20 protein-coding genes and 1 pseudogene are annotated in these 22,571 nt (G+C 69.5%); 10 read left to right on the top strand and 11 right to left on the bottom strand.

Annotated features, from left to right (window positions below; translation table 11 throughout):
- Window positions 1-68: 68 nt before the first annotated feature.
- From NX1_RS05005 to NX1_RS05025, 5 genes and pseudogenes are all read right to left on the bottom strand, one after another.
- Complete coding sequence (locus NX1_RS05005) at window positions 69-1,865, bottom strand: acyl-CoA dehydrogenase (protein ID WP_068054487.1); 1,797 nt, start codon at window positions 1,863-1,865, stop codon at window positions 69-71.
- A 119-nt stretch (window positions 1,866-1,984) separates the two neighbouring features.
- Window positions 1,985-2,719 (bottom strand): annotated as a pseudogene (locus tag NX1_RS05010) (3'(2'),5'-bisphosphate nucleotidase CysQ); the annotation flags it as partial.
- A 7-nt stretch (window positions 2,720-2,726) separates the two neighbouring features.
- Window positions 2,727-4,562 carry an adenylyl-sulfate kinase gene (cysC, locus tag NX1_RS05015; RefSeq protein WP_068054493.1) on the bottom strand — a complete coding sequence of 612 codons (1,836 nt, stop codon included), beginning with the start codon at window positions 4,560-4,562 and terminating at the stop codon, window positions 2,727-2,729.
- The gene (cysD, locus tag NX1_RS05020) at window positions 4,562-5,494 is read right to left on the bottom strand and encodes a sulfate adenylyltransferase subunit CysD (RefSeq protein ID WP_068054496.1); all 933 of its coding nucleotides are present in this window, start codon (window positions 5,492-5,494) and stop codon (window positions 4,562-4,564) included. Before cysD ends, cysC begins: the two co-directional genes overlap by 1 nt.
- A gap of 106 nt (window positions 5,495-5,600) precedes the next feature.
- Window positions 5,601-6,479: a helix-turn-helix domain-containing protein gene (locus NX1_RS05025; RefSeq protein WP_068054592.1), complete on the bottom strand. Its 879-nt coding sequence runs from the start codon at window positions 6,477-6,479 to the stop codon at window positions 5,601-5,603.
- Window positions 6,480-6,563: 84 nt separating this feature from the next.
- On the opposite strand from NX1_RS05025, the gene NX1_RS05030 reads away from it, so the two are divergent.
- Genes NX1_RS05030 through NX1_RS05040 form a run of 3 tightly spaced genes read left to right on the top strand, consistent with a single transcriptional unit; the run spans window position 6,564 to window position 9,698 of the window.
- The gene (locus tag NX1_RS05030; protein WP_068054498.1) at window positions 6,564-7,727 is read left to right on the top strand and encodes a hypothetical protein; all 1,164 of its coding nucleotides are present in this window, start codon (window positions 6,564-6,566) and stop codon (window positions 7,725-7,727) included.
- Window positions 7,727-8,503 carry an SDR family oxidoreductase gene (locus tag NX1_RS05035; RefSeq protein WP_068054501.1) on the top strand — a complete coding sequence of 259 codons (777 nt, stop codon included), beginning with the start codon at window positions 7,727-7,729 and terminating at the stop codon, window positions 8,501-8,503. The genes NX1_RS05030 and NX1_RS05035 overlap by 1 nt, the downstream gene beginning before the upstream one ends.
- 31 nt (window positions 8,504-8,534) lie before the next feature.
- The gene (locus NX1_RS05040; RefSeq protein WP_068054503.1) at window positions 8,535-9,698 is read left to right on the top strand and encodes a sulfotransferase family protein; all 1,164 of its coding nucleotides are present in this window, start codon (window positions 8,535-8,537) and stop codon (window positions 9,696-9,698) included.
- A 318-nt stretch (window positions 9,699-10,016) separates the two neighbouring features.
- Here the strand turns inward: NX1_RS05040 and NX1_RS05045 are convergent, their stop codons facing one another.
- Window positions 10,017-11,189, bottom strand: a complete 1,173-nt coding sequence (locus NX1_RS05045) for an MAB_1171c family putative transporter (protein ID WP_068054506.1) — start codon at window positions 11,187-11,189, stop codon at window positions 10,017-10,019.
- Between the two features lie 551 nt (window positions 11,190-11,740).
- Here NX1_RS05045 and NX1_RS36000 point away from each other — a divergent pair.
- Together NX1_RS36000 and NX1_RS05050 are read left to right on the top strand one after the other, a co-directional pair.
- Window positions 11,741-11,938, top strand: a complete 198-nt coding sequence (locus NX1_RS36000; RefSeq protein ID WP_157119547.1) for a hypothetical protein — start codon at window positions 11,741-11,743, stop codon at window positions 11,936-11,938.
- Complete coding sequence (locus NX1_RS05050) at window positions 11,935-13,398, top strand: flavin-containing monooxygenase (protein WP_068054509.1); 1,464 nt, start codon at window positions 11,935-11,937, stop codon at window positions 13,396-13,398. Before NX1_RS36000 ends, NX1_RS05050 begins: the two co-directional genes overlap by 4 nt.
- A gap of 7 nt (window positions 13,399-13,405) precedes the next feature.
- Here NX1_RS05050 and NX1_RS05055 read toward each other — a convergent pair whose 3' ends face one another.
- On the bottom strand, window positions 13,406-14,077 hold the full coding sequence (locus NX1_RS05055) for a PaaI family thioesterase (RefSeq protein WP_068054512.1): 672 nt from the start codon (window positions 14,075-14,077) through the stop codon (window positions 13,406-13,408).
- Between the two features lie 209 nt (window positions 14,078-14,286).
- Between NX1_RS05055 and NX1_RS05060 the strand changes: the two genes are divergently transcribed.
- Window positions 14,287-14,940, top strand: a complete 654-nt coding sequence (locus NX1_RS05060; RefSeq protein ID WP_068054516.1) for an HAD family hydrolase — start codon at window positions 14,287-14,289, stop codon at window positions 14,938-14,940.
- 9 nt (window positions 14,941-14,949) lie between these two features.
- Here the strand turns inward: NX1_RS05060 and NX1_RS05065 are convergent, their stop codons facing one another.
- On the bottom strand, window positions 14,950-15,543 hold the full coding sequence (locus NX1_RS05065) for a TetR/AcrR family transcriptional regulator (RefSeq protein WP_068054519.1): 594 nt from the start codon (window positions 15,541-15,543) through the stop codon (window positions 14,950-14,952).
- Window positions 15,544-15,564: 21 nt separating this feature from the next.
- On the opposite strand from NX1_RS05065, the gene NX1_RS05070 reads away from it, so the two are divergent.
- On the top strand, window positions 15,565-15,933 hold the full coding sequence (locus NX1_RS05070; protein WP_068054522.1) for a hypothetical protein: 369 nt from the start codon (window positions 15,565-15,567) through the stop codon (window positions 15,931-15,933).
- Entirely contained in the window at window positions 15,930-16,451 is a 522-nt protein-coding gene (locus NX1_RS05075) for a hypothetical protein (protein ID WP_068054526.1), read from the top strand. The genes NX1_RS05070 and NX1_RS05075 overlap by 4 nt, the downstream gene beginning before the upstream one ends.
- A gap of 4 nt (window positions 16,452-16,455) precedes the next feature.
- Here NX1_RS05075 and NX1_RS05080 read toward each other — a convergent pair whose 3' ends face one another.
- Together NX1_RS05080 and NX1_RS05085 are read right to left on the bottom strand one after the other, a co-directional pair.
- Entirely contained in the window at window positions 16,456-17,265 is an 810-nt protein-coding gene (locus tag NX1_RS05080; RefSeq protein ID WP_068054529.1) for an ABC transporter ATP-binding protein, read from the bottom strand.
- 22 nt (window positions 17,266-17,287) lie between these two features.
- Entirely contained in the window at window positions 17,288-17,959 is a 672-nt protein-coding gene (locus NX1_RS05085) for a FadR/GntR family transcriptional regulator (protein WP_068054532.1), read from the bottom strand.
- A gap of 268 nt (window positions 17,960-18,227) precedes the next feature.
- Between NX1_RS05085 and NX1_RS05090 the strand changes: the two genes are divergently transcribed.
- Window positions 18,228-19,895, top strand: a complete 1,668-nt coding sequence (locus tag NX1_RS05090; RefSeq protein WP_245668329.1) for a 2-isopropylmalate synthase — start codon at window positions 18,228-18,230, stop codon at window positions 19,893-19,895.
- Between the two features lie 16 nt (window positions 19,896-19,911).
- Complete coding sequence (locus tag NX1_RS05095; protein ID WP_245668327.1) at window positions 19,912-22,239, top strand: ATP-binding protein; 2,328 nt, start codon at window positions 19,912-19,914, stop codon at window positions 22,237-22,239.
- 116 nt (window positions 22,240-22,355) lie between these two features.
- On the opposite strand, the gene NX1_RS05100 is transcribed toward NX1_RS05095, so the two are convergent.
- A partial coding sequence (locus NX1_RS05100) for a mycothiol transferase (RefSeq protein WP_157119548.1) occupies window positions 22,356-22,571 on the bottom strand: 216 nt, incomplete at its 5' end.

A 22,571-nucleotide genomic window follows, 5' to 3' on the forward strand; every position in this document is an offset into this window, starting at 1 on the left:
ATTGCGCCACCCTGTTTCCCGGGCCCTGGTTTCGATCACGCAGATTCGAATGATCGGTTTCGATCGTGTCAGAACCAGTCGTCGCGCATCTCGAGCGTGGTGCGGTCCAGCGCGGCGAGCAGGTCGAGCTGGGGGCCGGTCTTGGGCAGCTCGTAACGGAAGAAGTAGCGTGCCGCGGCGCGCTTGCCCTCGTAGAAGTCGCCCTCGTGGTCGGCCGCGGCCACCATTTGTTCCAGCCAGATCCAGGCGAGCACGATGTGTCCGAACGCCTCGAGGTAGATGCTCGAGTTGGCCATCGCCGCGGCCGGATCGCCCGCCGCGAACATGCCCATGGTGACGGTGACCAGCCGGTGCCAGGACGCGTCGAGCCGCGCGGCGAATTCCGCCGCGTCGCCGCCTGTGCGCTCGGCCGCTTCGACGGTCGCCGCGATCCGCTCGCCGAGCAGGCGCAGCGAGGCGCCTTCGTGCTGGATCACCTTGCGGCCCAGCAGATCCAGGCCCTGGATGCCGTGCGTGCCCTCGTGGATCGGGTTGAGGCGATTGTCGCGGTAGTGCTGTTCCACGTCGTATTCGCGGGTGTAGCCGTAGCCGCCGTGCACCTGGATGGCGAGGCTGTTCGCCTCGAGGCACCACTGCGACGGCCAGCTCTTGGCGACGCCGGTCAGGATCTCCAGCAGCAGCGTGTGCTCCCGGGCGGCCTGCTCGTCGGCGGCGGTGCGGCGCAGGTCGACCAGCCGGTTGCAGTAGAGCAGCAGGGCCAGCGCGCCTTCGACATAGGCCTTCTGCGCCAACAGCATTCGCTTCACGTCGGCGTGCTCGACGATCGGGCTCTGCGGCGAGGCGGGGTCTTTGGCGGTCACCGCGCGGCCCTGGTGCCGCTGCCTGGCGTACTCGACGGACTTGAGGTAGCCGGTGTATCCGAGCGCGGTGGCGCCGAGGCCGACGCCGAGCCGGGCCTCGTTCATCATGTGGAACATGTAGGACAGGCCGCGGTGCGGTTCGCCGACCAGATAGCCCACCGCGCCGGGCGCGCTGTCCGGGGTGTGCCTGCCTTCGCCGAAGTTGAGCACCGTGTTGGTGGTGCCGCGGTAGCCCATCTTGTGGTTGAGGCCGGCCAGCACGACGTCGTTGCGCTCGCCGAGCGTGCCGTCCGCGCCCACCAGGAACTTCGGGACGACGAACAGCGAGATGCCCTTGGTGCCGGCCGGACCGCCCGGGATCTTGGCCAGCACCAGGTGCACGATGTTCTCGGTGAGCTCGTGATCGCCGCCGGAGATCCACATCTTCGACCCGAACAGCCGGTAGGTGCCGTCGGCCTGCGGTTCGGCGCGGGTGACGATGTCGGCCAGCGACGACCCGGCCTGCGGCTCCGACAGGCACATGGTCCCGGTGAACCTGCCCTCGACCATGGGCCGGACGAAACGGTCGATCTGGTCCTGGGTCCCGTGCGCGGCGAGGAGATTGGCGTTGCCGATGGTCAGGAACAGGTAGCCGGAGGTGCCGACGTTGGCGGCCTGGAACCAGCTGAACCCGGCGGCCTCGACGGCGGCGGGCAGTTGCAGGCCGCCGATCTCCTCGTCCATGCCCGCCCCGACCAGGTTCGCCTTGGTGAACGCCTCGACGGCCGCCTTCACCTCGGGGATGATCGTCACCCGCTCGCCGTCGAAGGTCGGCTCGTTGCTGTCGTTGCGCTTGTTGTGCGGCGCGAAATGCCGGGTGGCGATGTCCTCGCAGAGATCGAGGAAGCCGTCGAAGGTCTCCCTGGAATGCTCCGCGAAACGGGGAAACGCGGCCAGGTTCTCGACCCGCAGCCATTCGTACAGCAGGAAGTCGAGATCCCTACGGGAGATCAGGTTCGAGCGCACGGCAATCCTCTCGCGAACGTCACTGCCGGGGCGCGGTCTCGGCCCCGGGGCATTTGATACGTTACTACCGATGTGTCGCGAAAGGTGAGGGGCGGCTACCGCGACCCGGCCGAGGCGGCCGCCACCGCCTCTAGCAGCGGCGTTCGCCATGCCGCCCGGCAGATCAGCAGGTCGGGCAGGTAGGGGTGCGGGCGGTTGTACTCCAACGGGCTGCCGTCCACCCGGGAAGCGTGCAGGCCCGCGGCCAGCGCGACGCCGACGGGCGCCGCGGAATCCCACTCGTACTGTCCGCCCGCGTGCAGGTAGCCGTCGGCCTCGCCGCGCACCACCGCCATCGCCTTGGCGCCCGCCGAGCCCATCGGCACCAACCGCGCGCCGACCGCGGCGGCGACGTCGGCCGCCCAGACGGGCGGTCGCGAGTCACTCACCAGGAGTCGCGGCTCCCCGGGGTCGGCGGCGTGGCACGGTGCGTCGCTGACGTGCACCCGGCCGAGCGCGGGCTGCGCCACGGCCGCGGCGGTGATGCCGCGGCCGCGTTCCCACAGTGCGACGTGCACGGCCCAGTCGGAGCGGCCGGGGATGGCGTACTCGCGGGTGCCGTCGAGCGGATCGATGATCCACACCCGATCGGCGGTGAGCCGTGCCGGGTCGTCGGCGGATTCTTCGGAGAGCACCGCATCCCCGGGCCGCGCGGCGGCGAGCTCGGCGAGCAGGAAATCGTTGGACTGCGCGTCGCCGCGCGATCCGAGATCCGGCGGCGGCGGACCACCGGCGGATAGTTCGTCGCGCAGTGCGCGCAGCAGTGTTCCGGCGCGTTCGGCCAGGTCGGCGGCCAGGCGGGCATCGGTGAGCATCGTACGGTCAGTCCAGGGTGTCCAGTCGGGAAAGGATGGTCGCGGCCATGGCGGCCGGGTCGCCGTCGGCGGGGCGCAGCGCCAGATCCGGTGCGGTGGGCGCCTCGTACGGATCGTCGATGCCGGTGAAGCCGCGGATCTCGCCCGCCCTCGCCTTGGCGTACATGCCCTTCGGGTCGCGCGCCTCGCAGATCTCCAGCGGCGTGTCGACGAACACCTCGACGAACGGGAGCCCGGCCGCCTCGTGCGCGGCGCGCACCCGTTCGCGGTCGGCGCGGTACGGGCTGATCAGCGAAACCACCGCCACGACACCGGCTTCGGCGAACAACCGGGCCACCTCGCCGACGCGACGGATGTTCTCGGCCCGGTCCTCGGCGGAGAAACCGAGATCGGCGTTCAAACCGTGACGCAGGTTGTCACCGTCCAGCAGGAACGCGGGACGCCCCGACGCCACCAGCCGCCGCTCCAGTTCGACCGCGACCGTGGACTTTCCGGATCCGGACAGACCCGTGAGCCAGACCGTCGCTCCACGGGTGGCGCGCTCCTCGCGGCCGACCGCGGTGGAGTGCCAGACCACCCGGGCCGAGGGCAGCGTCGGACCGGTGATCATGCCCGCGGCGACGGTGTTGTTCGTCGCCTCGTCGACCAGGATGAAGCTGCCGGTCGAACGATTGCGGCGGTACGGGTCGAAGAGCAGCGGCTGCCGGGTGCGCAGCTGGATGCGTCCGATCTCGTTGAGCGACAACGATTCCGCGTGCTCGTCGCGGTGCAGGGTGTTCACGTCGAGCCGGTAGTCGAGGCTGCGGACCTCCGCGGTCGCGGCGCGGGTGGTGTGGCGCACCGTGTACCTGGCGCCCGGCGTCAGCGCCGAGTCCTCGGCGAACCAGCACACCATGGCGTCGATGTCGCGGCCCACCAGCGGCCGGTTGGCCGGGCGGCAGATCAGATCGCCACGCGAGATGTCGATCTCGTCGGCGAGCTGCATCGTGATCGCCTGCGGGGGAAAGGCTTCGGCGACCGGGACGCCGCCCGGCCCCCAGATCGCCGCGACGGTGGTGGTGAAACCCGAAGGCAGCACGGCCACTTCGTCACCCGGCTTGAACACCCCGCCCGCCACGGTGCCCGCGTAACCGCGGAAGTCCTGGCCGTGCCTGCGGGTCACATACTGCACCGGAAAGCGCGCATCGATGAGATTGCGGTCGGAGGCGATGTGCAACTCCTCCAGGTGGTGCAGCAGGGGAGTGCCCTCGTACCAGGGCATGCTGGCGCCGTGGTGCACGATGTTGTCGCCTTGCAGCGCCGAGACCGGGATGAAGGACAGGTCGGCGACCTCGAGCTTGGTGGCGAAACCGGCGAATTCCTCGCGGATCTCGGTGAACCGCTGCTGGGACCAGCCGACCAGATCCATCTTGTTCACGCACAGCACCAGGTGCGGTATGCCGAGCAGGCTGGCCAGGAAGGCGTGGCGGCGAGTCTGTTCCACCACGCCCTTGCGCGCGTCGACCAGGATCAGCGCGACGTCGGCGGTGGACGCGCCGGTCACCATGTTGCGGGTGTACTGAATGTGCCCGGGGGTGTCGGCGATGATGAACTTGCGCCGCGGCGTGGCGAAGTACCGGTGTGCCACGTCGATGGTGATGCCTTGTTCGCGTTCCGCGCGCAATCCGTCGGTCAGCAGCGCCAGATCCGGGTAGTCGTCGCCGCGCTCGCGGCTGGTGCGCTCGACGGCGGCGAGTTGATCGGTGAAGATCGTCTTGGAGTCGTAGAGCAGACGGCCGATCAGGGTCGACTTGCCGTCGTCGACGCTGCCCGCGGTGGCGAGGCGCAGCAGGGTGGTGGCCATCAGAAGTACCCTTCTCGTTTGCGATCTTCCATGCCCGCCTCGGAGATGCGGTCGTCGGCGCGGGTGGCGCCGCGTTCGGTGACGCGGGCGGCGGCGACCTCGGCGACCACCTCGGCGGGGGTGGCCGCGGTGGATTCCACGCATCCGGTGCAGGTCGCGTCGCCGACGGTGCGGAAGCGCACGGTCGCCTCGTAGGGCCGCTCGCCGTCGAGCAACCGCAGGAACCTGGTGTGCGCCAGCAACATTCCGTCGCGTTGCACGACGGGGCGGCGATGCGCGTAATACAGCGAGGGAAGCTCGATCTCCTCGGCCGCGAGGTAGCTCCAGATATCCAGTTCGGTCCAGTTGGAGAGCGGGAAGACCCGGATGTGCTCGCCGGGGCGGTGCCTGCCGTTGTACAGATTCCACAGCTCCGGGCGCTGGGCGCGCGGGTCCCACTGTCCGTATTCGTCGCGGAAGCTGAAGACCCGCTCCTTGGCGCGCGCCTTCTCCTCGTCGCGGCGGGCGCCGCCGAAGACCGCGTCGAAGCCGCCCTCCCGGATGCTACGCAGCAGCGTGCTGGTCTGTAGCCGGTTGCGCGAGGCGCGCGGGCCGGTGTCCTCGACGACCCGGCCCGCATCGATGTCGTCCTGTACCCGGCCGACGATCAAACGCAGGCCGAGGCGCTCGACGGTGCGGTCGCGGAACTCGATGACCTCGTCGAAGTTGTGCCCGGTGTCGATGTGCAGCACCGGGAACGGCAGCGGCGCCGGCCAGAAGGCCTTGGCCGCCAAGTGCAGCATCACCACCGAATCCTTGCCGCCGGAGAACAGCAGCACCGGGCGTTCGAAGGTGGCTGCCACTTCACGGAATATGTGCGCCGACTCGGCCTCGAGCGCCGCGAGATGAGGCAGCTCGTAGGTGCTCGCCGTCGACTTTGCGTACTGGCTCACGCCCCAAAACTAGAACACGTTTCGGTCAGCGGTCAACGGTTCGGCCGCGCCGCGCCGTCGCGGTACGTCGCGCCCGGGGCGGTCTTGGGCGGCCCGCCGTGCGGTATCAGATCGGTTTGCGACCGCCGGACGCGCTGGTCACCGCGTCCGCCGCGGCGACCAATGCCGCTCCGCGCCTGGCGATTTCGGCGCCGGTGATGGACGCGCCGACATACATCGTGAGCACCATGTTCTGCCTGCCGTCGCCGCCGAAGGTCGGCGCGGCGAGCAGGCTCACGGGGTGCTCCTTGCGGGGCCGGAGATCGGCGCCGAGATACACCCGTTCGCCCAGGCTGGTGACCAGCTCGCCGACCAGTTCGCGCAGCTCGGCGGGCAGGTCGCGGGCGGCGACGCCCGCCAGCAGCGAGTACAGTCGCCGCCCGGCCGCGGTCAGGCTTTCGACCAGGTAGCCGCGCTCGCGGCACTCGGCGACCACTTGGCGCAACCGCGCCTCGTCCTGCTGGAGCGGGACGGTGGGCGGGATGGCCAGCCACGCGTCGAATGCCGCGTCGGTGTCCCACAGCACGTACATCAGGCCGACGGGCGGCGCGAAGTGGTAGGACGCGCCCATCTTCACCACGCCGGGGCCGGTGCTCTCCAGTACCGAGATCCGGTCGCCGACCACCGCCGACGCCGTGCAGGTGGTGCGGTATCGCGCGCTGAGTTCGGCCAGCTCGGCGCGGGCGATGGCCGAGATGGCGAAGCCGTCCTGGGCGACCCTGCCCGCCGCGATCAGCGCGGGGCCGAGGCCGTAGACGTGGGTGTGCGGATCGCGCACCAGGTAGCCGCCCGCGGTCAGCTCGGTGAGAATGCCCAGGCAGGTGGGCTTGGCCATGTTCAGTTCGCGGGCCAGCTCGGAGAGCCCGAAGCGCTTGCCGCGCTGCTCGACGAGGAAATCCAGTAGCTGAACCACCCGTTCGGTGGGGGCGGATCGGCGCGCGACCATGGACAACTCCTAGAACACGTTCTAATCTTGCTCGTATCGAAATGTACCAGAGCGGTACATATTTGGACCACCCGGGAGAGCCTCTTGCTGACCCAGCCGTTCGCGGACGCGATCGCCGCCGCCGAGCAGATCATCACCGAAGCGCCACACATACGAACCGAACAGGACCTCGTCGAGGGCTACGACTACCTCGCGGGCAGCATTCGCGCGGCCCTGCAGATGGCGTGGGCCTACGAGCGGGACTTCCCGTTCTTCGTCCAGTCGACCGGCCCGTACACCAAGATGGGCCTGGACAACCCCGACACCCTGTACTTCCACGCCTATCTGCGGCCGGACGCGGAATACCTGGTGACCGGCACTCGCGGCACCACCAGGGACCTCAGCTTCCAGGTGCTCAACGGCAACTACTCGCCGGTCGACGTGCCCGACAGCGAGACCGCTTTCGACGACCGGGCGCTGGATGTCGCGGCCGACGGCTCCTACCGGCTGCGGCTCGGACCGGGCGAGGCGCGGCCCGGCTACGTGCACCTTGCGCCGGACTCGGCGATGCTGGTCGTGCGCGAGGTGTTCAGCGACTGGTCCACCGAGAAGCCGGGCACCCTGCGCATTCAGCGCGTCGACACGATCGGCGACGCGCCGCCCCCGCTCACCAAGGATCTGCTGACCAAGCGCTACGGGATCGCGGGCAAGATGCTGCTCTCCCGGCTGAAGACGTTCCTGGCGTTCCCGGAGTGGTTCTATCTGAACCTGCCGGTGAACACGATGACCGAACCGCGCTCCACCCCGGGCGGGCTCACCACCCAGTTCTCCTCGGCGGGGCACTACGAGCTGGCCGACGACCAGGCCATGATCATAACGGTCCCCAAGTCGGACGCCCCTTACCAGGGCTTCCAGCTGGGCAGCATGTGGTACCTGTCGCTGGACTACATCAACCACCAGACCAGCCTCACCGCCGACCAGGCCCGCGTCGATCCGGACGGGATGATCCGGCTGGTGGTCAGCGAGCGCGACCCCGGCCTGGCGAACTGGATCGAGCGCACCGGGCACGCAAGGGGTTACCTCCAGTTCCGCTGGCAGCGGCTCTCCCGCGATCTCAAACCCGAGGACGGGCCGACCGTGGAGATCGTGACGGTCGACGAATTACCCACGCGGCTGGCATTTTACGAGCGGGCGCGGGTGACGCCCGAGGAATGGAAAGCACGGATCGCGGCCCGTCAGGTCGCCGTCGCGGAGAGGATGCTCGGCTGATGTTGTTGCAGGACAGGGTGGTTGTGGTCTCCGGCGTGGGACCGGGGCTCGGCAGGGCCATCGCGGTGCAGGCGGCCAAGGCGGGCGCGGACGTGGTGCTCGCGTCGCGCACCGAATCGCGGCTGACCGAGGTCGCCAAAGAGATCGCCGAGGTCGGCAGGCGTGCCGTGGTGGTGCCCACCGACATCAACGACGAAGCGGCGGTGACGAATCTGGTCGAGACGGCCACCAGTGCGTTCGGCCGGGTCGACACGCTGGTGAACAACGCCTTCGCCATCCCGCCGCTGGCGGATCTGGCCGTGGTCGACCTGGATCAGGTGCGGGCCGGGTTCGAGACGAACGTACTGGCCGCGCTGCGCCTGACCCGGTTGTTCGTGCCCGCGCTCACCGAGACGAAAGGCTCGGTGGTGATGATCAATTCGGCCGTGCTGCGGCACTCCCGGCGCACCTTCGGCCCGTACAAGATGGCCAAGTCCAGCCTGCTGGCCCTGGCGCAGAGCCTGGCGACCGAACTGGGCCCCAAAGGCATCCGGGTGAATTCCGTTGCCCCTGGCTACATCTGGGCGGACAACCTGAAGTGGTACTTCAACTACCTCGCCCAGCAGCGGGGGATCACGCCGGAAGAGGTCTACGCCGAGACCGCGTCGACCATCGACCTGCGCAAGCTGCCCGAGCCCGACGAGATCGCCGACGCCGTCGTCTTCTTCGCCTCGCCGCTGGCGCGGGCGATCACCGGCGCGTGTCTGGATGTCAATTGCGGCGAGTACCACCACTGATCGAACACCACCGATGAGGAGAGAGCACAGCATGATCGGCAGGGACGACGTCGGCACCGTCGAGGATCTGCACGCCTCGGCGACCAAGGTGGTCGGGCTCGACGATTTCGGTGACGACGACTATCGCGAAGGGCTCCAGGTACTTCTGGACTCCTACGCCGCGGACGCCGAGCTGACGCCGTTCGGCAACAAGGTCAATCGCGCGTTCCTGCGCGGCGCGCTGATCGCCAGGCTGCTCAGCGAGAACGCCTGGCAGCGGCATCCCGAGCACGCCGACGTCGCGATCGAACGGCCCGTCTTCGTCACCGGTCTGCCGCGGTCCGGGACCACGGCCGTGCATCGGCTGCTCAATGCCGACCCCGCGCACCAGGGTCTGGAGATGTGGCTCACCGAGATGCCTCAGCCCCGGCCGCCGCGCGAGACCTGGGCCGGGAACCCGGTGTACCAGCGTATCGAGGCGGCGTTCGAGAAGCACCACGTGGAGCATCCCGAGTTCATGGGCGTGCACCACATCTCGGCCGATCAGGTGGAGGAGTGCTGGCAGCTGCTGCGGCAGTCGGCCATGTCGGTGTCCTACGAATGCCTGGCCTATCTGCCCGGATATTCGGAGTGGCTGGCGGGCCAGGACTGGACCGACGCCTATCGCAGGCACCGGCGCAATCTGCAACTGATCGGTCTGCCGGACGCGAATCGCCGCTGGGTACTGAAGAATCCGAGCCACCTGTTCGCCTTGGACGCGATCTTCGAGGTGTATCCGGACGCGCTGATCATCCAGATGCACCGCGATCCCCGCACGATCATCGCCTCGGTGTGCAGCCTCAACGAGCAGGCGTCGGCGGGGTGGTCGGAGAAGTTCCGCGGTCCCGTGGTCGGCCGGACCCAGCTGGATCTGTGGGCCCGCGGCGCGCAGCGCTTCCTGGAAGATCGCAAGCGGCACAACGCCGATCAGTTCGTCGACGTGTACTACGACGACTTCGTCGCCGACCCGATCGACACGGTGCGCTCCGTCTACCGGCACTTCGGCCTTCCGCTGAGCGCCGAGGCGGAGGCGGCGATGGCGGCGTTGCACGCGGAGAGCACCACGGGCGCGGCGCGACCGTCACACCGGTACACGCTCGGCGATTTCGGCCTGACCGCGGATCAGGTCGACGAACGATTCGGCGAGTACCGGGCGGTGCACTTCCCGAACCGCTGAGGGTTTCGCCGGTCGGCCCGCGCGGTCGGCCGGCGAACCTGACACACACTGCAAAGTTGCACCGCATGCAATTTCGGCCAGGAAGGGCGGCATGCCCGCGAATTCGGCTGCGGAGCAACACTTTCCGTGATCAGGCTCCGGATTCCATTCTGGATAAGACATCTCACGCGCAGTTGCACCGAGTGCAACCCCGGCGTGATGCCATCGTCCGCGACCACCTGCACCACGACGGTACCCCCTCGATGGCCCACCTGCCACCGATGAAACGCGTGTCTGCATCCCGAGTCTTGCGCGATTGCCGGTTCGCGGCCGACCAGGTCAGCCGGTCGTCGGCGAACCGCGGACCGGCGATGCACCGCGCGCTGTGCGATCGGCTGATTCCACCGCGGCCGTGGCCTGCGGCCAGACGCGGGCCAGGTCGATCAGGTGCGCGAGCTCGGTGTCGAAATCGTGCGCGACCACGGGCATCGGCGGTGGTGCGCTGGTGCCGGCGGGCGGTAGGCCCGCCCTTCTGGCTTGGGCTGCCCGTATCAGCCGATGGGCGTAATCGGCGAGATCCCGGTCAGGTTCGCGCGCTCGCACGGTATTGCGTTGCGTTTCATCGGTTTCGGGCGGGAGGTAAGGGCCTAGGTGGAGCATCGCGTCGCGGATCTCCACGGTCATTCGCAGTAGGCGGGTGGCCGGATCCGATCCGTGCCGCGTATCGGCGGGCATGACGATTTGCGGGACCGCAGCGGTGAGATCACGCCACAGCGGCAACAGCCGACGGCAGGTCCTGGTAGCGCGATCCATACCCGCTCGGAGCGTCAGCTCCGCGACCAGCGGTATCGCGTGCAGCGTCGTATTGGTCGCGACCCACAGGGTGAATGCGGCCTGGACCAGCGACGCTTGTGGTCCATCGGGCCATGCGGTGGCCGGCTGGAAGAGCCAGAGGGCCAGCGCACCACAGAGAACGGCATTGCTGCCGATCAGGACGACGCACACGATCCGCGCCGCGCGGGGGGTATCGACATCGCGAAGTGGGCCGAGGAGCGTGCGAGTGAGCACGAACGTGTTGTAAGTGACGGCGAAGGCGCAACCGATGCCCAGTCCAACCCCGGCGAGGCGCAGGTCGACCGGTCGTCCCGAGTATCCCGCCGATGTCGCGGCCAGGCCTATCGAGGCCGTCACGGCCAAGGCGAGGACAGCGGTGTTGCGCTGGCGGCGCCATACGGTATCCGGCTCGGCATCGGCGCCGACGAGCCGACCGATGCTGTACTGGTACGTGGCGGTCATGAGAACGCCGCCCATCGCAAGCTGATTCGCTGGGTCATCGATGGTCGGCGTCGACGCGCACCGGTATATCAGCAGGGTCGCGATGCTCCACAGGCCTGTGTGGTTCACGAGCCGATCGATGACAGTGTCGCCGCCGAGCCATAACCGAACCGGCAGGAGAACCGTGACGTAGCCGATCGTCGCCCAGGCCGCGACTCCCGGTATCGGCGACGACATCGATGCATCCTCTTGGTCCCGCGGAACTCGTGCCCGTCGGAGAATACTGCCGCCTCGGCCGCACTGCCGCGCGGCGCCGGATCGAGGTCACTTGTCACGTCCATCGGTGCGGGAAACCTCTTCGGAATCGCGGCCGCGCGCGTCGCCGGACCGATGGCCTCGTCGGCTTCGCGTTCTGGCTCGGCGCTGATCTCTGGGCGCTGCCGTGAACCGATTCCGGAGCGGAAAGCACGCGATCGGCGGTGGCGGCTCGAACTACGTTGTGGTTCAGCGATTCTCGGCGAAGGCCGCGGATTCCATTCTGGATAAGATGTCGGAGGCACGCTTACATCCAGCGCAATTCTGGTGTGGTGTCGGCGGCGGGCGTTCACGTCCATTGCGGGACCTCGCGAGGCCGACTGTCACCGCCGATGATGCGCACGGACGATTTCGCGGCCATCGCACGCCGCGGAATCCGAGCCATGGTCGAACGGTGAGCCGCGGTGTCCGAACGAATCGACCCGCCGGCTCGAGACCTTCCGCCGGGCGGCCGCACGTCATAGCGTTGGAGTATGACAGCAACGCCGCGACGCTTCGCTCTCGCCGACGTCATCGCCCGGCGGCGCTCGGCGTGGCTGCTGGACGCGGCCGGGCTGACACTGGACGTACGCGGGCTGGTGCCCGCCGAGGCGATAGCGGCACAGAGCGAATCGATAGCGGATCCGGTCCGTGCGTGGCGTCTCCTCGCTGAACGGAGAGCCGAACCATGAGCGCGCCGCGCGAACCGGCGATCGCGGTGATCGGCGCGGGAATGTCGGGCATCTGTATGGCGATCACTCTGCTGCGCGCCGGTTTTCGCGATGTCACGATCTTCGAGAAGTCCGATCGGTTCGGCGGCACCTGGCGTGAGAACACCTATCCCGGGTTGACCTGTGATGTGCCGTCGCGGTTCTACCAGTTCCGATTCGCGAAGAATCCGGACTGGTCGCGGTTCTTCGCCCCGGGAGCCGAGATCGAGGAGTACTTCACGCGGGTGGCGCGCGAGTACGGGCTGGCGGGCAGAACCCGGTTCGGCGCGGAGGTGTGCGGTGCGGAGTTCGTGGACGGCCGGTGGACGGTGACGACCGCGGCGGGAGCGCGGGAGCGCTACGACTTCGTGCTGTGCGCCACCGGCCTCCTGCATCACCCCCGCACGCCGGACCTGCGCGGCTTGGACGACTTCGCGGGCGCGGCGTTCCATTCGGCGCGCTGGGATCACGGCGTCGAGTTGACCGGCAAGCGCGTCGGTGTGCTCGGCACCGGCTCGACCGGTGTGCAGATCGTGACCGATCTGGCCGGAAAACCGGGGCGGCTGATCATGTTCCAGCGCACGGCGCAGTGGGTCGCGCCGCTGCCGAACGGCCGCTACTCCCGGCTCACCCGCGCCGCGCACCGCCGTTTCCCGGTACTCGACGAGCTCGGCTACGCGGTCACCCACAAGATCTTCGAGTTCCTCATGGGTGCGCTCATCGAGCCGGGGCCGAGGCGCAACATGGTCGGCGGACTGTGCCGCGCAAATCTGCGCACGGTGCGCGACCCGGCCCTGCGCGCCGCGCTGACACCGGAGTACCAGCCGATGTGCAAGCGGCTGGTGATCTCCGGCGGCTTCTACCGCGCCGTGCAGCGGCCCGACGTGGCGGTGGTGACCAGCGCCGTCGACCACATCGTGCCGCGCGGCGTGGTCACGGCCGACGGCCGCGTGCACGACCTGGACGTGCTGGTGCTGGCGACCGGCTTCGACGCGCACGCCTTCATGCGGCCTATGGGCATCGCCGGCGTGGACGGCCGCACCCTGGACCAGGTTTGGGCCGACGGTCCGCGAGCCTTCGAAACCGTTGCCCTGCCCGGCTTTCCGAACATGTTCCTGCTCATCGGACCGCACAGTCCGGTGGGCAATTACCCGCTCACCCTGATCGCCGAGACCCAGGCCGAGCACATCCTCGGCTGGATCCGTCGATGGTGCGTGGGGGAATTCGACACCGTCGAGCCGACCGAGGCCGCCACCGAGCGCTATTACGCGCAGCTGCGCGCCGCGCTACCCAATACGGTGTGGGCCACCGGCTGCCAGAGCTGGTATCTCGGCAAGGACGGCAGACCGGAACTGTGGCCCTGGACCCCCGCCCGGCACCGGGCGCTCATGCAACGCACACCGGACCCGGCCAACTACCGGTTCGCGACCGCGCGCGGCTGACCCGCGTCTACTGCTGGCCGGGCTTCAGCACGATGAACAGGCCGTTGGCCTCGGCGCACAGCCGATCGCCGTCGTGCAGGGTGGCCCGCACGTAGACCTTGCGGCCCTCCTGGCGCTCGGCCCAGGCGTGCAGCCGCAGCTCGGTGTTCAACGGGGTGATCGAGCGATAGTCGACGGTGAGCGAGGCGGTGCGGGTGACCGCGCCCGCGCGCACGGCGGCCGCCATGCCGAGCAAATCGTCGAAGCCGATCGCGATCTGACCGCCGTGCGCGGCCTTGTTGCCGCCGAGGTGGTATGTGCGGAAGGTGATGCGCGCCTCGACGCCGTCCCGGTCCGCCCGGTCCACCACGAAGGGCGGCAGCGTGATGTTGCCGCGCGCGGGCAGGTCGACCCTGGTCCAGGTGGGTGCGGACCACTCGTCGACGACCGCGGCGTCGAGCTTGTCGTTGAGCTCCTTGAGCACGGCGATGGTCTCCAGCGCCAGCTCGTCGGAGGGCGACGAGAGCCGCGCCCGGTCCATCAGGCCGCGCACCTGCTCGATGAAGGCGCCGTAGTGCGGACCGCCGCGGGAGATGTCGACGTCGTTGGCCGCGGCGTCGATCAACTCGGTCATCGGCCGGAACCCGCCCTCGTGATGCTCCTCGTTCGGCAGCGCGGCGCCGGCCTGCTCTTCGTTCATGAGAACAAGTTATCGGTTGCCCGTCGGATGCTCCCGCGGCGGGTGAGGTGCGCGTACCGGCGGCCCCCGGCCGCGACGAGAATCGGCTACCCCTACGCTGGGTAGCCGTTCACCCATCAGGTCTACCGATACACCACGCGAGCTCGGCGCGGCCGGTCCGTGACGGCCCGGCGGGCGTGCCCTCGCGAACGGCGAAAGGCGTTGCACCGATGCGTATTACGGCAGTCGTGTTCGATATGGACGGCGTGCTGATCGACTCCGAACCGGTCTGGGAGCAGGTGCGGCGCGAATACGTCGCCGAAAAAGGCGGCCGCTGGCTACCCGATACGCAGAAGCGGCTGATGGGCATGAGCACGGGGGAGTGGTCGGAGTACCTGAGCGGTGAGCTCGGGGTCGGCGAGCCGCCGGAACGGGTGGCCGACGACGTCATCGATCGGATGGCCGCGCACTACGACCGGACGGTCCCGCTGCTGCCCGGCGCCGTGTCCGCGGTCCAGCGGATGAGCGAGAACTGGCCGCTCGGGGTGGCCAGCTCCTCGCCGAGGACGCTGATCGACACAGTTCTCGGCCGCACCGGGCTGATCGAGTTCTTCGACGTGACGTTCTCCACCGAGGAGGTCGATCGCGGCAAGCCCGCACCGGATGTGTACGTGGCGGTCGCGGGCTTCCTGCGCAAGAAGTCGACTGACTGCGCGGCGGTGGAGGACTCCAGCAACGGGCTGCGCGCCGCGCACGCCGCGGGCATGCGCGTGATCGCCGCGCCGCGGCCGGAGTATCCGCTCGATCCCGACGCCGCGGCGCTGGCTGCTCAGGTCATCGGCGGGCTCGACGAACTCACTCCCGCGCTCGTCGCGGGCGACTGAACACGCCGCTCAGCGGCGGTACGACTCGAGCAGGGTCCGGGTGGCGTCGGCCAGGTCGGCGTCCACCCAATCCGGCAGTGCGGGTGCGTGCGCGTGCCTGCGCAGGGCCGCGTAGGGCAGGTCGACCACCGCGCGGCTGACCGCGTCGATCTCCCGGTGCCCGTCCGTCCCGAACAGATCGCGGGCGACGCGGCGCAGGTGTTCGATCAGCGGCGCGTTCATCCGGTCCAGCCGGGCGCGGAACTCGGCGTCGGGCCCGCCGTCGAGCAGATCGCGCGGGCGCAGCTCGAGCAGCAGCCTCGCGTCCTCGGGCAGCTCACGGCCGAAGCGGATGGCCGCGCCCGCCATGGCGACCCCGGCCTCGACGGGATCGGTGTGGTCCGCGGCCGCCAAGGTCCGCTGCTGGAAGCGATCCAGCGCGCGAAGCCAGGCGGCGGTGAGCACGCCGTTGCGATTGCCGAAGCGGTGGTACAGCGTGCCGACCGGCGCGCCGCTGGCCTTGGCGATGGCCGCCACGCTGGCCGCGCGCGGCCCGTCGGCGAGCACGAGGGCGCGCGCTGCGTCGAGGATCACATCGGTGTCGTGCTTGCGGGGTGGCGCCATCTACTAGTACGTTCCTTCTATATGGAGCGATTGTCTTATATCGACGAGCATGCCAGAGAAGTCGACGCGAATCGCGACCGGACCTGGAAAGCGCTGCTTCGAGTCGTCTGCAAGGACCCGCGCGACCCCGCCACCGTGCCCTCTGGATTCGTCCTGGACACCGCCGATGAACCGGCCCGCTTCGCGATGCGCGGGCAGCACTGGTTCTCCCGCTACGAGATCGTCTTCGAACTCGACGACGAGGGGCCGAGCCGGACCAGGGTGCGGGCCGTGAGCAGGGCGGATTTCCCTGGCCCGCACGGCAAGATCTATCGCGCGCTGGTGATCGGCAGCGGCGGCCACGCGTTCGTGGTGCGGCGCATGCTCGGCCGAATCGCGGCCGCGGCATGATCGATCGAAAGGTCGTCACCGGAAAGGTCTGGGGCGCCACCGAAGCCGAGCGCGACGCGCCGCAGCCGTGCGACGAGCTGGAACCCGATGGGCTGCAAGCGGATCGGGCCATAAGCATCGCCGCGTCGCCGTGCCTGGTCTACCACTGGCTGTGTCAATTGCGCGTCGCCCCATACAGTTACGACCTGTTGGACAACTGGGGCAAGCGCAGCCCGCGCGAACGCGACCCGCGGCTCACCGAACTCGAGGTCGGTCAGCGATTCATGTCGGCGTTCCGGCTGGAGTCGTTCGTCCTCGGCCGCCACATCACGCTGGTATCCGGCCGGATCGCGGTCACCTACGCGGTGCGGCCGGAGCGAGACGGCACCCGGCTCGTCATCCGGATCCGCTGTGGCGCACCGCGACTCGTCGGTCACCTGCTGGCCTTCGGTGACGTCTTCATGGCGCGCAAGCAGCTGCTGACCCTGCGCGAGCTGGCCGAGGCCGAGGCGAGGCAGGCGGTCACCGGAGCCGACTGACGGGTCACGGCGCGAACGTGTGCAGCGGGTCGGCTTTCGCGCGCGCGGTCCAGCGCCCGCGGTCGTAGGCGACCTCGACGGGATGGTCGAAGGCCGCGGACACGGTATCGGTGGTGAGGGTGTCGCGCGCCGGGCCCGCGGCGACGGCGCGGCCGCAGGAGATGAGCAGGGCGTGGGTCGTGCTGGTCGGCAATTCCTCGAGGTGATGGGTGACCAGGACCGAGGCGACTTCGGGATGGGTGCGGTCGAGGCCGTCGATGGTCTCCAGCAGTTGTTCGCGGGCGGCCACGTCGAGGCCGGTGGTCGGTTCGTCGAACAGCAGCAGCCGGGGTTCGGCGATGAGCGCGCGGGCGATCAGCGTGCGTCCGCGTTCGCCCTGCGACAGGGTCGGCCAGGCGTTGTCCCCCTTGCCTTTCAGGCCGACCGACTCGATCATGGCGTCGGCCCTGCGTAGCTGCTCCGGAGTGGGCGTCCAGCGCATGGGGGTGTCGATGGTGGCGGTGAGACCGGTGCGTACGACCTCGCGAATGGTGAGCGGATAGCGCAGCGGATGCCGCGGGTTGACGTGGCCGATCGCGTGGCGCAGCGCGGCGAGTTCGACGCGCCCCATTCGCTCACCGAAGATGCGCACCGTGCCCGTGGTGGGGAAGGTCACCGCGCCGCAGAATCCGAGCAGGGTGCTCTTGCCCGCCCCGTTGGGTCCGAGCAGCGCCCAGTGTTCGCCCGCGCGCACAGTGAGCGAGATGCCGTCGATGATCTGTTTGCCGTCGCGGCGGAAGGTCACGTCGGTCAGCTCGAGCACGGGTGTGGTCACCGGTGTTCCTTCCTCGGCGCGGTCACGAGAACGCCGCCTTCAATGCGGTGAGATGGGCGCGGCTGAATTCCGCTGCCGCCGCGGGCTTTCGGTGGGCGATGGCGTCGGCCAGCCGGATGTGCGCCTCGTGGTCCTCGGGTTCGGAGGGCACGGGCCGGATCTTCAGCATGTCGATCATGGCTTGGCGCAGGCGGGGTAGAAAGCTGTCGAAGAGCTGGGTGAGCACCTCGTTGTGCGCGGCGACGATGACCGCGCGGTGGAACGCCATGTCGGCGTCAACGTGCTCGTCGACCGGCTCGCCCCGAGCCTCCCGTGCGGCCAGCGCGCGGCGGATCGCCCGCAGGTCCGCGGGCGTGCGCCGGGTGGCGGCGAGCGCGGCGGCCTCGGCCTCGATGGCGATCCTGGCCTCGATCACCGACGCGATGGCGGCGCGGCGCAGCACCGCGTCCCACTCCTCGGTCACGTCGAGCGCGGTGACGAACACCCCGGCGCCCTGACGGCTGTCGAGCACGCCCTTGCCCGCCAGTTCGCGGATGGCCTCGCGCAGCGTCGACCGGCCGACGCCGAGCTGCGCGGCCAGCGTCGTCTCGCCGGGCAGGCGGTGCCCGAGCGGCCATTCACCCGCGCGCACGCGGGCCAGCAGCAGCTCGGCCGCCTGCGCGGCGAGCGGGTGCCTCCGAACCTGCGAGACCATCCGAACCTCTCTACTTGTCTGAGGAGTTGTGTATAGTCTAGCCATCATGACGCGCATGCTTCTGCTTAGCCGCCACGGCGGGGCCTGACCGACCGGCCGCCCGCCGTGGGGCTTCGTCGTGGCCGGTCACCGCTTCGTATGCTCAGGCCGGGTCGGCCGGAAAGCAGCAGAAACCTTCATGACCACAAGCGTTTTCCCCACCATCGATACACCCGACGGACCCGTCGCCGACGGTGCGCCGGACTGGAACAGGCAGCGGCATTCGCGGATGCCGTCGCACCGGTATCGCGGCGACTACCACCGGGTGGATGTCCCACTGACACAACGTGATTGGCCGAACGCTCGGACCACCGCGGCGCCGCTCTGGGTCCCGGTGGACCTGCGCGACGGCAATCAGGCGCTCGCCGAGCCGATGGACCCGGACCGGAAGCGGCGCTTCTTCGAACTGCTCGTCGCCATGGGCTACAAGGAAATCGAGGTCGGCTACCCGTCGGCCTCGCAGACCGATTTCGATTTCGTCCGGCTGCTCGCCGAGACCGACCTCGCTCCCGAAGACGTGACCATCGTCGTCTTCACCCCCGCCCGCCGCGATCTCATCGAACGCACGGTGCAGTCCGTGCGCGGCCTGCGCAACGAGGTGGTCGTGCACATGTACACGGCCACCGCCCCGACCTGGCGGGAGGTGGTGCTCGGCAAGGACCGCGCCGCGCTGCGCGAGCTGATCATGGCGGGCGGCCGCGACGTGCTCGAGTTCGCCGGTGACCTGCCTTCGGTGCGTTTCGAGTTCTCGCCGGAGGTGTTCAACCTGACCGAGCCCGACTTCGTGCTCGACCTGTGCGACCGAATGACGACCCTGTGGGACGCCACCCCGCGGCGGCCCGTCGTGCTGAACCTGCCCGCCACCGTCGAGGTGGCCACCCCCAACGTGTACGCCGACCAGATCGAGTACATGCACCGCAACCTGGCCCGCCGCGACAGCGTGATCCTCTCGGTGCACCCGCACAACGACCGCGGCACCGGCGTCGCCTGCGCGGAACTGGCGATGCTGGCCGGCGCGCAGCGGGTGGAGGGCTGTGTCTTCGGCAACGGCGAGCGCACCGGCAACGTCGATCTCGCGACGCTGGCGCTGAACCTGCACGCCCAAGGCGTCGATCCGATGATCGACTTCTCCGACGTGGACGAGATCGCGCGCACGGTCGAGTACTGCACGCGCATGCCCATCCACGAACGTCACCCGTACGTCGGCGCGCTCGTGCACACCGCGTTCTCCGGCACCCATCAGGACGCCATCAAGAAGGGCATGGCCGAACACCGCGCCCGCGCCGCGGCGACCGGGCGGCCGGAACGCGAGATCGATTGGCGCGTACCGTATCTGCCGATCGACCCGGCCGACCTCGGCCGCTCCTACGACGCCGTCGTCCGCGTCAACTCCCAGTCCGGCAAGGGCGGCATCGCCTACCTGCTGCACACCGAGTACGGCCTCGATCTGCCGCGGCGGTGGCAGATCGAGTTCGCCCGGCGCGTCCAGGCGCACGCCGACGACACCGGACTGGAGATCAGCGCGGCCGAGCTGCACGAGCTGTTCACCGCCGCCTACCTGGCGGACCCCGAACCCGCGCCGGTGGTGCTGAAGCAGTGGCGCACCGGCGAGGCGTCCACCGACATCACGCTCACGATCGGCGGCGCGACCTCGACCACGGAGCACCACACGGCCGAGCCGGTCGAGGCGCTCACCGAGGCGCTGGCGGCGGCGGGCCTGCCGGTGCGGGTGCTGGGTCTCACTCAGCAGTCGATCGGCGCAGGCGCGATCGCCTATCTGGAATACCGGACGCGGGAGCGGACCGGCTGGTGCTGCGGCCGCGGCGACTCGGCGCTCACGGCCTCGCTCGCCGCCCTGGTGCGGGCCGCCAACCGCGCGGCATCGTCGCCCGAATAGCGGCAAAACGCCCGCCGTGTCGGTCACACGTGCGAAGGTAATCGGCGTGGTGCGGCACGCGACAGGAAATCTCCCCGCCGAGGTGACGAGCTTCGTCGGACGCGGGGACGAGGTCGCCGCGGCGAAACGGCTGCTGTCCACCACGCGGCTGCTCACCCTGACCGGGCCGGGCGGTGTGGGCAAGACCCGGTTGTCGCGGCGGGTGGGCGAATCGGTTCGGCGGGCGTTTCCGGACGGGGTGTGGCTGGTCGAGGTGGCCCCCGTCCACGACGGGAATCTGGTGGCGCTGAGCGTCGCGCAGGCGCTGGGCCTGCGCGACGAGACCAGCGCCCCGCTGGCCGGGCTCACCGAGTTCCTCGCCGACAAGAACCTGCTGATCGTGCTGGACAACTGCGAACACCTCATCGACGCGTGCGCGGCGCTGGTGAGCAGGCTGATACCGGCCACAGAGGGCGTGCGGATCCTGGCGACCAGCCGCGAGCCGCTCGGCGTGGACGGCGAGCAGGTCATGCCGGTCGCCCCGCTTCCCGTCCCCGAGGTCGACGAGCTGACCGGAGAGATCACCGGGCAGAAGAGCGAGGCGCTACGCTTGCTCATCGACCGTGCGGCGGCGGCCAACCCCGAATTCCGAGTCAGCGACGCCAATCTCGGAGCCCTGGCGGCGATCTGCCGTCGGCTCGAAGGCATTCCGCTCGCGCTGGAACTGGCGGCGTTGCGGTTGCGGATGTTCACCCCCGACCAGGTGCTGGCCCGTCTCGACGACGCGATGCGCCTGCTCACCACGGGCCTGCGCACCGCTCCGCGCCGCCAGCAGACGCTGGAAGCGGCGATCAGCTGGAGCTACGACCTCTGCACTCCCGACGAGCAGCGGCTCTGGGAGCAGCTCGCGGTGTTCGCGGGCGGTTTCGACCTGGACGCGGCCGAGGCGGTGTGCGTGGTGGATCCGCCCGACGCGCTGATGGACGCGCTGACCGGTCTCGTCGAGAAGTCGGTGCTCGGGCACCGCCACGACAGCGACGGCAGCGGCCGCTACACCATGCTGGAGCCGCTGCGACAGTTCGCGCTGGCCAGGCTGTCCGCCGCGGGCGGCGAACGGGCGGTGCGCATCCGCCATCGCGACCACTACCACCGCATCGCCCGTCGCGGCCGCACCGCCTACTGGGGCGGCGACGACGTCACCTGGTTCCGCGACGTCACCAGGGAGCACGCCAATATGCGTGCGGCGCTGCACTTCTCGTTGTCCGACCCGGACGGCGCGCACCGGGCGCTCGAGATCGCGACCGAGCTGCGCCCGTTCTGGGAGCACTACCGTTTCCTGCTGGAGGGCTACCGCTGGCTGGTAGAGGCGATCGACAAGGACAAGGCGCACACCGTCGACCGGGCCAGAGCGCTCGCGGCCGCCTCGGTGATCGCGGCGATGCTGTCGGACAACGCGGAGGCCACCCGTTACGCCCGCGAATGCGTCGAGTTGGCCACCGAACTCGACGCCGCCGAGGTGCTGGTGGAGGCGACGCTGCTCTCGGCGCTGCTGACCTTCAGCGGCAACGATCCGCACCGCGCGCTGGAGATCGCGCTCACGGCGGCCGAACGCGCGGGCGAGGTCGCGCATTACGGCACGGAAATGGAGAGCTTCGCCTTCGCCTACGTGTGCGCTCTGGTGCTCGAGGACGAGCGCGCCGACGCCATCGCCGAACGCTTCCTGGCCAGGACCGCAGAGCACGGTTCGCATCTGCTCGGCGGGCTGGCGTATTGGGCGGTGGGTACGAATCATTGGCGCCACGGCGAGCAGGACCGCGCCGCCGTCGACCTGCGGCACGCGGTGGAGCAGTTCCGTCTGTTCGATCGATGTGTCTGGACCGCTTCGGGTTTCGACGGGCTGGCGTGGGTATCGGCCGCGGAGGGGGACCGGGTGCGCGCGGCGCGGCTGATGGGCGCGGCGTCCACGGTGCGGCGCGGCAGCAAGCAGCGCTTGGCGCACGCGATGACCGAGGTGGTCGGCGACAAGGTGCGCGACCAGGTGCATCGGGCGATGGGGGACAAGGAGTTTCGCGTCGCCTTCGACAGCGGCGCCGCGCTGGACACCGACGAGGCGGTGCGTTACGCGCTGGGCACCGCGCCGATCGTCGTCGAGCGCGCCCCCAAACCCGCCGCGGCGGACGTTCTCACGCGCCGGGAGAAGGACGTGGCCGAACTCGTCGCCGCCGGATACAGCAACAAACGCGTCGCGGCCGAACTGGTGATCTCGGTGCGCACCGCGGAAAGCCACGTCGACCACATCATGACCAAACTCGGCTTCGATTCCCGCACCCAGATCGCGAGCTGGGTCGCCGAGCATCTGCGATGAGTTCGTAGATGAGAGGCCGCGCCGGGGGCGGTCTTCGTTCTCAGTTCATCGGCGAATCCCAGTCCCGGCATCCCGGACCGCCGGTACCAGAGCTTCGTCCGTCAGTACCGGTGGGGTCAGTCCCCGGTGCGCCCGTCGATGCGTTCGCGAAGCAGATCGGCGTGGCCGTTGTGGCGGGCGTATTCCTCGATCATGTGCACGTACACCCAGCGCAGGCTGAAGTCGGTGGTCCGGAGCGGGCGTGAGAACGTGTGGTCCAGGGGAAGCGCGGCGACCGCGGCGTCGGCGGCGCGCACCTCGCGGTGATAGACGGCGAAAGCGTCTTCGGGATC

It is taken from the genome of Nocardia xishanensis NBRC 101358, from assembly GCF_001613365.1.
Classification (GTDB): Bacteria; Actinomycetota; Actinomycetes; order Mycobacteriales; family Mycobacteriaceae; genus Nocardia; species Nocardia xishanensis.

Excerpts from the sequence above, each read along its gene's own strand:
- NX1_RS05040 (WP_068054503.1), top strand. The coding sequence starts at position 8,535 with ATGATCGGCAGGGACGACGTCGGCACCGTCGAGGATCTGCACGCCTCG.
- cysC (WP_068054493.1), bottom strand. The coding sequence starts at position 4,562 with ATGGCCACCACCCTGCTGCGCCTCGCCACCGCGGGCAGCGTCGACGAC.
- NX1_RS05055 (WP_068054512.1), bottom strand. The coding sequence starts at position 14,077 with ATGAACGAAGAGCAGGCCGGCGCCGCGCTGCCGAACGAGGAGCATCAC.
- NX1_RS05045 (WP_068054506.1), bottom strand. The coding sequence starts at position 11,189 with ATGTCGTCGCCGATACCGGGAGTCGCGGCCTGGGCGACGATCGGCTAC.
- NX1_RS36000 (WP_157119547.1), top strand. The coding sequence starts at position 11,741 with ATGACAGCAACGCCGCGACGCTTCGCTCTCGCCGACGTCATCGCCCGG.
- NX1_RS05065 (WP_068054519.1), bottom strand. The coding sequence starts at position 15,543 with ATGGCGCCACCCCGCAAGCACGACACCGATGTGATCCTCGACGCAGCG.
- NX1_RS05075 (WP_068054526.1), top strand. The coding sequence starts at position 15,930 with ATGATCGATCGAAAGGTCGTCACCGGAAAGGTCTGGGGCGCCACCGAA.
- NX1_RS05035 (WP_068054501.1), top strand. The coding sequence starts at position 7,727 with ATGTTGTTGCAGGACAGGGTGGTTGTGGTCTCCGGCGTGGGACCGGGG.
- NX1_RS05050 (WP_068054509.1), top strand. The coding sequence starts at position 11,935 with ATGAGCGCGCCGCGCGAACCGGCGATCGCGGTGATCGGCGCGGGAATG.
- NX1_RS05085 (WP_068054532.1), bottom strand. The coding sequence starts at position 17,959 with ATGGTCTCGCAGGTTCGGAGGCACCCGCTCGCCGCGCAGGCGGCCGAG.
- NX1_RS05025 (WP_068054592.1), bottom strand. The coding sequence starts at position 6,479 with ATGGTCGCGCGCCGATCCGCCCCCACCGAACGGGTGGTTCAGCTACTG.
- NX1_RS05090 (WP_245668329.1), top strand. The coding sequence starts at position 18,228 with ATGCCGTCGCACCGGTATCGCGGCGACTACCACCGGGTGGATGTCCCA.
- NX1_RS05060 (WP_068054516.1), top strand. The coding sequence starts at position 14,287 with ATGCGTATTACGGCAGTCGTGTTCGATATGGACGGCGTGCTGATCGAC.
- NX1_RS05070 (WP_068054522.1), top strand. The coding sequence starts at position 15,565 with ATGGAGCGATTGTCTTATATCGACGAGCATGCCAGAGAAGTCGACGCG.